Origin of the sequence: Roseateles asaccharophilus (assembly GCF_004362405.1) — a bacterium.
Taxonomy (GTDB): Bacteria; Pseudomonadota; Gammaproteobacteria; order Burkholderiales; family Burkholderiaceae_C; genus Kinneretia; species Kinneretia asaccharophila.
In genome coordinates this window covers 326,947-340,241 of the sequence record NZ_SNXE01000004.1, presented here as the reverse complement: position 1 = coordinate 340,241, position 13,295 = coordinate 326,947, and the positions used below count along the sequence as shown (strand labels likewise).

Genomic DNA, 13,295 nt, shown 5'->3' with positions numbered 1-13,295 from the left:
TCAGATGCCTCCCGTCTACTCGCAAACCCAGTTGCTCATCATCGGTGGCGGTCCCGGTGGCTATGTGGCCGCTTTGCGTGCGGCCCAGCTCGGCATCCAGACCACCTTGATCGAGGGCGCCCAGTTGGGCGGAACCTGCCTCAATATCGGCTGCATTCCCAGCAAGGCTCTGATTCATGCGGCCGATGCCTATGCCCAGGCCGCCGAACAGGCCCAGGGGCGCTCGGTGCTGGGCATACGCAGCGGCGAGATCACGCTGGACCTGGCCACCACCCTGGCCTGGAAAGCCGGCATCGTGAGCAAGCTCACCACAGGCGTTGCTGCCTTGCTCAAGAAGCATGGGGTCCAGCTCATACAGGCCTGGGCCGAGATCGTCGATGGCAAGACGGTGGAGATCCGCACCGCTGCCTCGGATCAGGCCCCGCAACGCATTCAATGCGCACATCTGCTGCTGGCCGCCGGTTCGCAGGAGCTGGCCTTGCCCTCTCTGCCCTTTGGCGCCGGCCAGGGCAGGGTGGTCTCGTCCACCGAAGCCCTGAGCTTTGCCGAAGTGCCGCGCGAGCTGGTGGTGGTGGGCGCTGGCTATATCGGCCTCGAATTGGGCACGGCCTGGCGCAAGCTCGGGGCTCAGGTCACGGTGGTGGAGGCACAAGATTGCATCCTGCCGGCCTATGACGCCGAGCTGGTGCGGCCGGTGGCCCAGTCCCTGGCCCGCCTGGGCATCAAGACCCTGCTGTCGCACAGGGTGGAGGGGCTGAACGCCGATGGCACGGCGCTCAGCGTCCGCGACCCTCAGGGCCAGCTTGTCGAGTTGTCCGCGGACAAGATTCTGGTCGCTGTGGGACGTCGCCCGCGGATTGAGGGCTGGGGGCTGGAGCGCCTGATGCTGGACATGGCCGGTCGGGCGGTGAAGGTGGATGCACATTGCCGCACCTCTATGAAGGATGTCTGGGCCATCGGGGACCTGGTCGGCGAGCCTTTGCTGGCGCACCGGGCCATGGCCCAGGGCGAGATGGTGGCGGAACTGATCGCCGGCAAGAAGCGCCGCTTCGAGCCGGTCAGCATACCGGCCGTGTGTTTTACCGATCCCGAGATCGTGCTGGCCGGCCATACGCCGGCCAGCGCGCAGGCCTTGGCGGCGGCGCAGGGCTTCAAGCTCTTGCAAGCGCAGTTTCCCTTTGCTGCCAATGGCCGAGCGCTTTCGCTGGAGTCTCCCGAGGGCTTTGTGCGTGTGCTGGCCCGGGCGGACAACCACCTGATCCTGGGCTGGCAGGCCGTGGGTGCGGCGGTGTCCGAGCTGGCGGCGGCCTTTGGCCTGAGTCTGGAAATGGGCGCGCGGCTTGAGGACGTGGCCCACACCATCCATGCCCACCCGACCTTGGGCGAGGCGGTGCAGGAGGCGTGTCTGCGGGCCTTGGGCCAGGCGCTGCATGTCTGAACTTGGACGGTTACCCGTTGACCCACGACGCGCCGGAAATGAAAAACGGGCCCAGAGGGCCCGTGTTTTCTAGTGTCTTGGCGGAGAGGGCGGGATTCGAACCCGCGGTGGGCTATTAACCCACACACGCTTTCCAGGCGTGCGACTTAAACCGCTCATCCACCTCTCCGAAGCCCGCCATCATAACGCAGTTTTTTGTTCGGGTAGAGGAGTTGCATCGAAAATTTCTGGGTTCGCTTGCGAAGCCCGCGCTGCACCCCTTCAGCCCGGCTTGTGGCCCTTCATCAGGGCCATGGCCGTGCCGATCAGGCCGCTGACCTCGCCCATATGGCCCGGCACGATCATGGTGTTGTTCTTCTGGGCCAGTTGGGCGTAGGCGTCCACGGCCTTCTCCGCCACCTTGAGCTGCACGGCCTGCTGGCCGCCGGGCTGCTCGATGGCGGCGGCGATCTTGCGGATGGCCTCGGCGGTGGCTTCGGCCACCGCGCCGATGGCGGCGGCCTCGCCCTGGGCCTTGTTGATCTCGGCCTGTTTCTCGCCTTCGGAGCGGGCGATGGCCGCTTCGCGCTCGCCGGTGGCGATATTGATCTGTTCCTGGCGCCGGCCCTCGGAGGCCGCAATCAGGGCGCGCTTTTCGCGCTCGGCCGTGATCTGCGCCTGCATGGAGTGCAGGATGGCCGGCGGCGGTGTCAGGTCCTTGATCTCATAGCGCAGCACCTTCACGCCCCAGTTGAGCGCGGCCTCGTCCAGGGCCTGGACCACCGAGCTGTTGATGATGTCCCGCTCCTCAAAGGTGCGGTCCAGCTCCATGCGGCCGATCACGCTGCGCAGCGTGGTCTGGGCCAGCTGGGTGATGGCCACGATGTAGTTGCTGGAGCCGTAGCTGGCGCGCATCGCGTCGGTGACCTGGAAGTAGAGGATGCCGTCAACGGTCAGCTGGGTGTTGTCCTTGGTGATGCAGACCTGGCTGGGCACATCCAGCGGAATCTCCTTGAGCGAGTGCTTGTAGGCCAGGCGGTCGACAAAGGGCACCAGGATGTTGAGGCCGGGCGTGAGCGTGGCGTGGTACTTGCCCAGGCGCTCGACGATCCAGGCGTTCTGCTGGGGCACGACCTTGATGGCGCGCACGATGAAGATGGCGGCGATCACCAACAGGATCAGGGCGATTTCCATGGCGGGTTTCCTCCTTGAATGTGCTTGTCAATCGGGGCTCAGGGTGCGAGCACCAGGCAGCTGCCTTCAACGGCGCGTATGGTGTGCAGGCCGGGTGTCGGACTGCCGCTGCCATCGAAGCGGGCCTGCCATTCGGCGCCGCGGTAGCGCACTGTGGTGCGACCGTCTGCCAGCCAGTGCGTGACCTGCACCTGCTGACCCACATCCAGGTTCACATCGGGATTGCTGCTGCTGGGCGTCTGCGGCTGGCTGGCACGGCGCCGGTGCCAGAACAGGACGGCCAAGCCGCCCACCAGGGCGGCGGTGCTGATCTGGGCCGCAAGTCCCAGACCCAGATGGGCGGCCAGGGCGCCGGCGGCGGCACCCAAGGCCAGCATCAGCAGGTAAAAGGTCCCTGTAGCCAACTCCAGCGCCACCAGCGTGCCCGCGATGACCCACCAGAGGGTTGAACCATTCCAGAGCTCCATGCGGCCTCCCTTTATTGTGTCGACCCAGTGTAGCCGTCCTGTTTGTGCGACAAAGCAGAATGATGCGGACAGAAAACCGCTGGCTGCCGGCGCTTGGCCCTACACTTCGCGCCTTCATTTTTCTGCTGTCCCTTTTGCCCCCGGAGGCCCTGCATGCTGCGCTTTCGCTTCCCCATCGTCATCATCGACGAGGACTATCGCTCCGAGAACACCTCGGGTTTGGGCATTCGTGCCCTGGCGGACGCCATCCAGAAAGAGGGCTTCGAGGTGCTGGGGGTGACCAGCTACGGGGATCTCAGCCAGTTCGCCCAACAGCAAAGCCGCGCCAGCGCCTTCATCCTGTCCATCGACGATGAGGAGTTCACGCCGGGTCCGGAGCTGGATCCGGCCGTGCTGAATCTGCGCAAGTTCATCGAGGAGATCCGCTTCAAGAACGCGGACATTCCCATCTACGTCTATGGCGAGACGCGCACCTCCCAGCACCTGCCCAACGATGTGCTGCGTGAGCTGCATGGCTTCATCCACATGTTCGAGGACACGCCGGAGTTCGTGGCCCGCCACATCATCCGTGAGGCCAAGAGCTACCTCGACGGTCTGGCGCCGCCCTTCTTCAAGGCCTTGATGGACTATGCCCAGGACGGTTCCTACAGCTGGCACTGCCCGGGTCACTCCGGCGGTGTGGCCTTCCTGAAGAGCCCGGTGGGCCAGATGTTCCACCAGTTCTTCGGCGAGAACATGCTGCGCGCCGACGTCTGCAATGCGGTGGAAGAGCTGGGTCAGCTGCTGGACCACACCGGCCCGGTGGCCGCTTCCGAGAAGAATGCCGCGCGTATCTTCAATGCCGACCACTGCTTCTTCGTCACCAACGGCACCAGCACCTCCAACAAGATGGTCTGGCACCATACGGTGGCGCCGGGCGATGTGGTGGTGGTGGACCGCAACTGCCACAAGAGCATCCTGCATAGCATCATCATGACCGGTGCGGTGCCGGTCTTCATGACGCCCACGCGCAACCACTACGGCATCATCGGCCCCATCCCCGAGAGCGAGTTCTCGCCGGAGAGCATCAAGAAGAAGATCGCCAAGAACCCGCTGCTCAAGGGAGTGGATGTCAAGAAGATCAAGCCGCGCATCATGACGCTGACGCAGTCGACCTACGACGGCGTGCTCTACAACACCGAGACCATCAAGAGCAAGCTCGACGGCTGGATCGACACCCTGCACTTTGACGAGGCCTGGCTGCCGCATGCGGCTTTCCACACCTTCTATGGCTCTTACCATGCCATGGGCAAGAACCGTCCCCGCCCCAAGACGGCCATGGTCTATGCCACCCAGTCCACCCACAAGCTGCTGGCCGGTCTGAGCCAGGCCTCGCAGGTGCTGGTGCAAGACTCCCAGAACGTGAAGCTGGACAAGCATCTGTTCAACGAGGCCTATCTGATGCACACCTCGACCAGCCCGCAGTACAGCATCATCGCGAGCTGTGATGTGGCCGCCGCCATGATGGAGCCGCCCGGCGGCACCGCCCTGGTGGAGGAGAGCCTGGCCGAGGCCCTGGACTTCCGCCGCGCCATGCGCAAGGTGGAAAAGGACTACGGCAAGTCCGACTGGTGGTTCAAGGTCTGGGGGCCGGATCGTCCGCTGGCCGCCGAGGGTGTGGGCAAGCCCGCCGACTGGATGCTCAAGGCCAATGAGAAGTGGCACGGCTTCGGCTCCATCGAGGCCGGCTTCAATATGCTGGACCCGATCAAGTCCACCATCATCACGCCCGGCCTGGACATGAGCGGCAAGTTCGCCAAGACCGGCATCCCGGCCAGCATCGTCACCAAGTTCCTGGCCGAGCACGGCGTGGTGGTGGAGAAGACGGGCCTGTACAGCTTCTTCATCATGTTCACCATCGGCATCACCAAGGGCCGCTGGAACACCCTGCTGACCGCGCTGCAGCAGTTCAAGGACGACTACGACAAGAACGCGCCGCTGTGGCGCATCATGCCGGAGTTCGTGGCCGCCCAGCCGCGCTATGAGCGCATGGGCCTGCGCGATCTGTGCCAGAGCATCCACGAGGCCTATGCCCAGGGCGATATCGCCCGCCTGACCACCGAGGTCTACCTCTCGGATCTGGAGCCGGCCATGAAGCCCAGCGATGCCTATGCCCACATCGCCCAGCGCAAGACCGAGCGTGTGGCCATCGACAAGCTCGAAGGCCGCGTCACCACCTCGCTGCTGACGCCTTACCCGCCGGGCATTCCCCTGCTGATCCCGGGCGAGCGCTTCAACAAGAAGATCGTGGACTACCTGAAGTTCACCCGCGACTTCAATGCCAAGTTCCCGGGCTTTGCCACCGATGTGCACGGTCTGGTGGCCGAGCAGGGCGAGGATGGCCAGACCCGCTACTTCGTGGACTGCGTGACCAAATAAGGCCGTTGGCTGCGCCCCGCGGGGCGCGCCGCCATGAAAAAAGGGGCCCTGCGGGGCCCCTTTGTCTTGTGTGCCTGGAACTCAAGAGGCTTCGTCGGCCAGGGCCACGTGGCTGAAGCCGCCATCCACATAGATCACTTCGGAGCTGATGCCGCCGGCCAGGTCCGAGAACAGGAAGGCGGCGGTATTGCCCACATCGTCAATGGTCACATTGCGGCGGATCGGCGCGCTGGCGGCAAAGGCGTTGAGCAGCTTGCCGAAGTCCTTGATGCCCGAGGCGGCCAGGGTCTTGATCGGGCCGGCCGAGATGCCGTTCACGCGTACACCCTTGGCGCCCAGGGAATAGGCCAGGTAGCGCACGCTGGCTTCCAGCGAGGCCTTGGCCAGGCCCATGGTGTTGTAGTTGGGCACATAGCGCTCGGCGCCCAGATAGGACAGGGTCAGCAGGGAGGAGCCTGCGCGCAGGCGCGGCGCCGCGGCCTTGGCCATGGCGGGGAAGCTGTAGGCCGAGATATCGTGGGCGATGCGGAAGTTTTCGCGCGTCAGGCCCTCCAGGAAGTCGCCGGCAATCGCCTCGCGCGGCGCAAAGCCGATGGAGTGCACAAAACCGTCAAACTCCGGCCAGGCTTCGCCCAGCTGGGCGAACAGGCGCTCGATCTGCGCGTCATCGCTGACGTCGCAGTCAAACACCAGCTTGGAGCCAAACTCGGCCGCAAACTCCGTGATGCGGTCCTTGAAACGTTCGCCCTGATAGCTGAAGGCCAGTTCGGCCCCCTCGCGGTGGCAGGCGCGGGCAATGCCGTAGGCAATCGAGCGGTTGGACAGCACGCCCGTGATCAGCAAGCGCTTGCCGGCGAGAAAACCCATGGTGGCTCCTATCTGGTCGTTAAAATGCGGTCGCGGATTTTCGCACGAGCTTTATGTCCTGCAAGCACAGTCTCTTGCCGGCATGGTGCTTGCATAGTACAATCCTGGCTTCGCTGAAAAAGCTGCAAGCAGCGATCAGTGCGGCGAAGACGGTGGGCGGATTCATCCAGCCCATTTTTTTTGCTTGATCTTTTTTGACCTTTTTGAGCTCGGAATCCGAAGAAATACCCCGCATGAGTTGGCAAGCCGCTGTTGAAAAGACCGTGATCGGCCTGGGCTATGACCTGGTGGACTGCGAACGCAGTGCCGGTGGCTTGCTGCGCGTCTATATCGATAAGCTGGCGGACCAGGCCCTGGCCGGTGAGGTAATTTCGGTGGACGACTGCGAGAAGGTGACCCGCCAGCTGCAGTATGTGCTGGAGGTCGAGAATGCCGACTATCAGCGCCTGGAGGTTTCCTCTCCAGGGCTGGACCGCCCCCTGAACAAGGCGGCCGACTACGCCCGCTTCACGGGCGAGCAGATTGAAATCACTCTGAAACTCGCCTTCCAGGGGCGCAAGCGCTACAGCGGTGAGCTGCAGGCGCTGGATGCGGCCGAGGGCGAGGCTGCCGGCTGGCGCCTCGTGTTCAACGACGGCAAGCAGGATCAGGCGCTGGATTTCAGTCTGGACGAGGTGCGCAGCGCCAAGCTGGTGCCCGCGATCGATTTTAAGGGTCGCAAGAGCAAGCCCGCTGCGGGCGAATCCCAGGACAAGACGAACAAGGCCGATGGCAAGAAGGCTGCCTCGAAAAAGAAGAAGCAGAGCAATGCCAAGGCCAGGCAGCAGCAGGACGATGAGGAGTCGCCTGCTGCCGCTGGCAAGGATGACAAGGTTGACGGAGGTCTCGATCAATGAACCGCGAACTGTTGATGCTGGTGGATGCGATTTCGCGCGAGAAGAGCGTGGAGCGCGATGTCGTGTTCGGTGCGGTGGAAGCTGCGCTGGCCTCGGCCACCAAGAAGTTGTATGGCGGGGAGGTCGACATCCGCGTGGCGATTGACCGCGATACTGGCGAGTACGAGACCTTCCGTCGCTGGCATGTGGTGCCCAACGAGGCGGGCCTGCAGAATGCCGACGCCGAGATCCTGCTCTTCGAAGCCCAGGAACAGATTGCCGACATCGAGGTGGACGACCACATCGAGGAGTCGGTGGAGTCCGTGCCCATCGGTCGCATTGGAGCTCAGGCCGCCAAGCAGGTGATCCTGCAAAAGATCCGCGACGCCGAGCGCGAGCAGCTGCTCAACGATTTCCTCTCGCGCGGCGAGAAGATCTTCGTGGGCACGGTCAAGCGCCTGGACAAGGGCGACATCATTGCCGAGTCGGGCCGCATCGAAGGCCGCCTCAAGCGCAATGAGCTGATCCCCAAGGAAAACCTGCGCACCGGCGACCGCGTGCGTGCCGTGATCCTGGGCGTGGACCCCACCCAGCGTGGCCCGCAGATCATGCTCTCGCGCTCCAGCCCGGAGTTCATGAAGGAGCTGTTCGCCCAGGAAGTGCCTGAGATTGAGCAGGGCCTGCTGGAGATCAAGAGCTGCGCCCGTGACCCGGGCAGCCGCGCCAAGATCGCCGTGCTCTCGCATGACAAGCGTGTCGATCCCATCGGCACCTGCGTCGGCGTGCGCGGTTCGCGCGTCAATGCCGTGACCAACGAGCTGGCCGGCGAGCGCGTGGACATCGTGCTGTGGTCCGAGGACCCGGCCCAATTCGTGATCGGTGCCCTGGCACCGGCCAATGTTCAGTCCATCGTGGTGGACGAAGAACGGCATGCCATGGACGTGGTGGTGGATGAGGAAAACCTCGCCATCGCCATCGGCCGCGGCGGCCAGAATGTGCGCCTGGCCTCCGAGCTCACCGGCTGGCGCATCAACATCATGTCGGCCGAGGAATCGGCCGCCAAGCAGGAGCAGGAAACCGAAGTCGTTCGCAAGCTTTTCGTTGAAAAGCTGGACGTGGACGCCGAGGTGGCCGACATCCTGATCGCCGAAGGATTCACCAGCCTGGAAGAAGTGGCCTATGTGCCGATGCAGGAAATGCTGGAGATCGAGGCCTTCGACGAGGACACGGTCAACGAGCTGCGCACCCGGGCCAAGGATGCGCTGTTGACCATGGAAATCGCCCGCGAAGAAAAGGTCGAAGAGGTGTCGCAGGATCTGCGCGACCTCGAGGGCATGACGCCGGAGCTTGTGGCCAAGCTCGCCGACGGCGACATCCATACCCGTGACGACCTGGCCGACCTGGCCGTCGACGAGCTCGTGGAGCTCGCCGGCCTGGAAGAAGCCGCAGCGCGCGCCCTGATCATGAAGGCCCGCGAGCACTGGTTCAACGCCTGAAGCAAGGCTCAGCCACACACTCGCGTCGCATCGAAAGCATTCTGAAGGATCCCCACAATGGCTGTGACCACCGTCGCCCAGTTCGCTGCAGAGCTACAAAGGCCTGCAAGCACGCTGCTTGAGCAGCTGCAAGCCGCGGGCGTCAAGAAGGCGTCTGCTGAAGACGCCCTGAACGAAGCCGACAAAGAACGTCTGCTGGATTACCTGCGCACCGCGCATGGCACTGCGAATAGCGCCGATCGCAAGAAGATCACGCTCAAGCGCACGTCGACCAGCGAGATCAAGCAGGCCGACTCCAGCGGCAAGACCCGCACCGTGCAGGTCCAGGTCAAGAAGACCCGCACCTTCGTCAAGCGCGAGGACAGCGGTCTCGATGAGGCCGCTGCCCAAGCCGCGGAAGAGGCTGAGCTGCAGCGTCGCGAAGAAGAGGCTCAGGCCCAGGCCGAAGCGCTGCGCAAGCAAGAGGAAGAGCTGGCCGCCCGCGTTCGCGAACGTGAAGCCGCCGAGGCTGCTGCCAAGGCCGCCGAGGAGCAGCGTCGCCAGGAGCGCCTGGCCGCCGAGGCCCGTGCCGCCGAAGAAGCCGCCGCTGCCAAGGTGGCTGCGGAAGCCGCAGCCCGCGAGGCTGCGCGCGCTGCTGCCGCTGCGCTGAACAAGGCTGCGACCCGTCCGGCGCCTGCCGTGGCGGCTCCGGCCCCTGCGCCCGTTGCGGCCCCCGCGCCGGCGCCCGCTCCTGTGGAAGCGGCCAAGCCCGCGGCGCCCGTGGAAGCACCCAAGCCCGCCCTGCGCGTGGTTAAGGCCGTTGACGTGAGCGCCGAGGAAAAGCAGAAGCAGGCCGATCTGGAGCGCCGCCGCAAGGCCGCCGAGGCCGAGGCTGCCGCCATCCGCGCGATGATGAATGCACCGAAGAAGGTGCTGGTGGCCAAGAAGCCCGAGGAACCCAAGCCGGCGGCAACTCCGGCCATCCAGGGCACCATTCACAAGAAGCCGGGTACCGGCACGACCGCCGCTCCGGCAGGTGGCACGGCCGCCAAGCCGGGCGACAAGAAGTCCGTCAAGTCCGAGAAGCTGTCGTCCAGCTGGGCCGATGACGCCGCCAAGAAGCGTGGCCTCAAGACCATCGGCGCTGGTGCGCCGGCCGGTCGCGGCCAGCCGGGCTGGCGCGCGCCCAAGGGTGGCGCGGGCCGTCGCGGCGACCGTGGTGACCGCCATGGAGCCGCCTCCAACTTCGTGGCGCCCACCGATCCGGTGATCCAGGAAGTCCATGTGCCCGAGACCATCTCGGTGGCGGACCTGGCCCACAAGATGTCGGTCAAGGCCTCCGAGGTCATCAAGAAGCTGATGCAGCTGGGTCAGATGGTCACCATCAACCAGCAGCTGGACCAGGAAACGGCCATGATCGTGGTCGAGGAAATGGGCCACAAGGCTTTTGCCGCCAAGCTGGACGATCCGGACGCCTTCCTGGAAGAAGAGGGCGCCGCTGCCGAGCAGGAACACGAGCTGCTGCCGCGCGCCCCGGTCGTCACCGTCATGGGTCACGTCGACCACGGCAAGACCTCGCTGCTGGACTACATCCGTCGCAGCCGTGTGGCCGCGGGCGAAGCCGGCGGCATCACGCAGCACATCGGTGCATACCATGTGGACACGCCGCGCGGCATGATCACCTTCCTGGACACCCCGGGTCACGAGGCCTTCACGGCCATGCGTGCCCGCGGTGCCAAGGCCACCGACATCGTCATCCTGGTCTGTGCGGCCGATGACGGCGTCATGCCCCAGACCAAGGAAGCCGTGCACCACGCCAAGGCGGCCGGTGTGCCCATCGTGGTGGCCGTCACCAAGATTGACAAGCCCGACGCCAATCTGGACCGGGTCAAGAGCGAGCTGGTGGCCGAACAGGTGGTGCCGGAAGAATTCGGCGGTGACTCTCCCTTCGTGGGCGTGTCGTCCAAGACGGGTCAGGGCATCGACGAGTTGCTGGAGCAGGTGCTGCTGCAGGCCGAGGTGCTGGAACTGACCGCGCCCAAGGACTCCATGGCCAAGGGCCTGGTCATCGAAGCCAAGCTGGACAAGGGCCGCGGCCCCGTGGCCACGGTGCTGGTGCAGACCGGTACCCTCAAGCGCGGCGACGTGGTGCTGGCCGGTTCGACCTTCGGCCGAGTGCGCGCCATGCTGGACGAAGATGGCAAGCCCTGTACCGAGGCTGGCCCCTCCATCCCGGTGGAGATCCAGGGTCTGACCGAAGTGCCGCAGGCTGGCGACGAATTCATGGTCTTGGCCGATGAGCGCCGCGCCCGTGAAGTGGCCACCTTCCGTCAGGGCAAGTACCGCGACGTCAAGCTGGCCAAGCAGCAGGCCGCCAAGCTGGAGAACATGTTCGAGAACATGGGATCGGGCGATGTGCAGAGCCTGCCGCTGATCATCAAGGCCGACGTGCAGGGTTCGCAGGAAGCGCTGGCATCCTCGCTGCTCAAGCTCTCGACCGAGGAAGTCAAGGTGCAGATCGTGCACGCCGCGGTCGGTGGCATCAGCGAGTCGGACGTCAACCTGGCGATCGCCTCCAAGGCCATCATCATCGGCTTCAACACCCGCGCCGATGCCGGTGCGCGCAAGCTGGCCGAGCACAATGGTGTGGACCTGCGCTACTACAACATCATCTACGACGCCGTGGATGAGGTGAAGGCGGCGATGGGCGGCATGCTGGCGCCCGAGCAGCGCGAGGAAGCCCTGGGTACGGCCGAGATCCGCGTGGTCTTCGTGGCCTCCAAGATCGGCACGGTGGCCGGTTCCATGGTCACCTCGGGTCTGGTGCGTCGCAACGCCAAGTTCCGTCTGCTGCGCGACAACATCGTGGTCTACACCGGCGAGGTCGAATCGGTCCGCCGCGAGAAGGACGATGTGAAGGAAGTCAAGGAAGGCTTCGAGTGCGGTATCAAGCTGAAGAACTACAGCGACATCAAGGAAGGCGATCAGCTGGAATTCTTCGAAATCAAGGAAGTGGCTCGGACCCTGTAAGGCCCCCGCTCGCTTCGCTCCTGCCCCAGGACCTGACAAGGTCCGCCTCGCGGCCCTGGGGCTCCGCCCGCAATATCGGGGCGGTCCTCAGGCGGGGCGCTGCTTGGTCAAAACCCCGCCTAGCAGTTCAGGCGGGGTTTGCATTTGGAGCTTTGAAACACCATGCGTCATAAGAGAGCAATCCCCAACCGCGGTTTCCGCGTCGCCGACCAGATCCAGCGCGATCTGGCCGAGTTGATCCGCGAACTCAAGGATCCGCGCATCGGCATGGCCACGATCAGTGCGGTCGAGGTCACGCCCGACTATGCGCATGCCAAGGTCTTCTTCTCGGTGCTGGTGGGCTCGCCCCAGGAAACGGAAGAAGCGCTGAACGAGGCCGCCGGCTTTCTGCGCAACGGCCTGTTCAAGCGCCTGGCCATCCACACCGTGCCGACCTTGCATTTCCACTTCGACCGCACCACCGAGCGTGCCGCCGAGATGAATGCGTTGATCAGCAAGGCCAATGCCAACCGCGCGGCCGACGAGGCCTCGGACGAAGGCCGCGAGGACTGAAAAGCACCCGGCCATGCACGCCACGTCCGCCACCCCTGCCACCGCCGAGGCCCGCCCGCCGCGCCAGCGCATCCAGCGCCGGCCGGTGCATGGCGTGCTGCTGCTGGACAAGCCCCTGGGCCTGTCCAGCAACGATGCGCTGCAGAAGGTGAAGTGGCTGCTGCGCGCCGAGAAGGCCGGCCACACCGGCACCTTGGACCCCCTGGCCACGGGCCTCTTGCCCCTGTGCTTTGGCGCAGCCACCAAGTTCAGCCAAGTCAGCCTGGACGCCGACAAGGCCTACGAGGCCACCCTGCGCCTGGGCCAGACCAGCAGCACGGGCGACGCCGAAGGGCAGATCCTGCGCGAACGCCCGGTGTCGCTGACGCGCGCGCAGATTGAAGCCGCTTGCACCGCCTTCACCGGCGAGATCGAGCAGGTGCCGCCCATGCACTCGGCGCTCAAGCACGAGGGCAAGGCGCTGTACGAATATGCCCGCGCCGGTCAGGTGATCGAGCGGGCCGCACGTCGCGTGAGGATTCACGCGATCGACATCCTGGATTGGCAGCATGAGGTCTTGAAGATCGCCGTGCGCTGCTCCAAGGGCACTTACATCCGCACCCTGGCCGAGGACCTGGGCGAGCATCTGGGCTGCGGTGCGCATCTCTCGGCGCTGCGCCGCACCGCCAGCGGCCCCGTGCAGCTGCGCGATGCCATCAGCCTGGACGCCCTGGCTGCCATGAGCGAGACGGAGCGCGAGTCCATGCTGCGCCCCCCGGACTGCCTGCTGGAGGAATGGCCGTCGCTGCGTCTGGACGCAGACGACACCGCCAAGTTCCTCAACGGCATGCGGCGCCGCGTTTCAGCCGCCGACGCGCCGCATGTGCGGGTCTACGGACCCCAAGCCCGGGCCCTGCTGGGCAGCGCGTCGATCCAAGCCGGCGAATTGATTCCCGGCCGCCTGCTCAGCCCGCAGGAAGTGCAGTCCCTGCTGAGCGCCTGATGTACCGCCAAGATTTTT

The 13,295-nt window shown here is 65.0% G+C and carries 9 protein-coding genes, 1 tRNA gene and 1 pseudogene; 7 read left to right on the top strand and 4 right to left on the bottom strand.

The genetic code is table 11. The features are described 5' to 3' along the window. The first annotated feature begins 4 nt into the window (after window positions 1-4). Entirely contained in the window at window positions 5-1,438 is a 1,434-nt protein-coding gene (lpdA, locus tag DFR39_RS11755; protein ID WP_133603739.1) for a dihydrolipoyl dehydrogenase, read from the top strand. A gap of 78 nt (window positions 1,439-1,516) precedes the next feature. On the opposite strand, the gene DFR39_RS11750 is transcribed toward lpdA, so the two are convergent. The 3 genes from DFR39_RS11750 to DFR39_RS11740 form a co-directional block, all read right to left on the bottom strand. Continuing rightward, window positions 1,517-1,607: transfer RNA gene (locus tag DFR39_RS11750), tRNA-Ser, on the bottom strand. A gap of 92 nt (window positions 1,608-1,699) precedes the next feature. Continuing rightward, complete coding sequence (locus DFR39_RS11745; protein ID WP_133603738.1) at window positions 1,700-2,611, bottom strand: SPFH domain-containing protein; 912 nt, start codon at window positions 2,609-2,611, stop codon at window positions 1,700-1,702. A gap of 38 nt (window positions 2,612-2,649) precedes the next feature. Further along, complete coding sequence (locus DFR39_RS11740) at window positions 2,650-3,078, bottom strand: NfeD family protein (RefSeq protein ID WP_133603737.1); 429 nt, start codon at window positions 3,076-3,078, stop codon at window positions 2,650-2,652. 153 nt (window positions 3,079-3,231) lie between these two features. Here DFR39_RS11740 and DFR39_RS11735 point away from each other — a divergent pair, with 153 nt between their 5' ends. Continuing rightward, window positions 3,232-5,496, top strand: a complete 2,265-nt coding sequence (locus DFR39_RS11735) for an arginine/lysine/ornithine decarboxylase (protein WP_133603736.1) — start codon at window positions 3,232-3,234, stop codon at window positions 5,494-5,496. 81 nt (window positions 5,497-5,577) lie between these two features. On the opposite strand, the gene fabI is transcribed toward DFR39_RS11735, so the two are convergent. Further along, window positions 5,578-6,363 (bottom strand): enoyl-ACP reductase FabI, encoded by a 786-nt coding sequence (gene fabI, locus DFR39_RS11730; protein ID WP_133603735.1) that lies wholly within the window; start codon window positions 6,361-6,363, stop codon window positions 5,578-5,580. Window positions 6,364-6,596: 233 nt separating this feature from the next. Here fabI and rimP point away from each other — a divergent pair. The 5 genes and pseudogenes from rimP to truB all read left to right on the top strand — a co-directional run. After that, a pseudogene (rimP, locus tag DFR39_RS11725) lies at window positions 6,597-7,133 on the top strand (ribosome maturation factor RimP); the annotation flags it as partial. A gap of 122 nt (window positions 7,134-7,255) precedes the next feature. Next, on the top strand, window positions 7,256-8,734 hold the full coding sequence (gene nusA, locus DFR39_RS11720; protein ID WP_133603733.1) for a transcription termination factor NusA: 1,479 nt from the start codon (window positions 7,256-7,258) through the stop codon (window positions 8,732-8,734). Window positions 8,735-8,791: 57 nt separating this feature from the next. Further along, window positions 8,792-11,743, top strand: coding sequence for a translation initiation factor IF-2 (infB, locus tag DFR39_RS11715; RefSeq protein WP_133603732.1), 2,952 nt, complete (start codon window positions 8,792-8,794; stop codon window positions 11,741-11,743). Window positions 11,744-11,905: 162 nt separating this feature from the next. Then, window positions 11,906-12,295 (top strand): 30S ribosome-binding factor RbfA, encoded by a 390-nt coding sequence (rbfA, locus tag DFR39_RS11710; protein ID WP_133603731.1) that lies wholly within the window; start codon window positions 11,906-11,908, stop codon window positions 12,293-12,295. 13 nt (window positions 12,296-12,308) lie between these two features. Then, on the top strand, window positions 12,309-13,277 hold the full coding sequence (gene truB, locus DFR39_RS11705; protein ID WP_133603730.1) for a tRNA pseudouridine(55) synthase TruB: 969 nt from the start codon (window positions 12,309-12,311) through the stop codon (window positions 13,275-13,277). Window positions 13,278-13,295 lie beyond the last annotated feature (18 nt).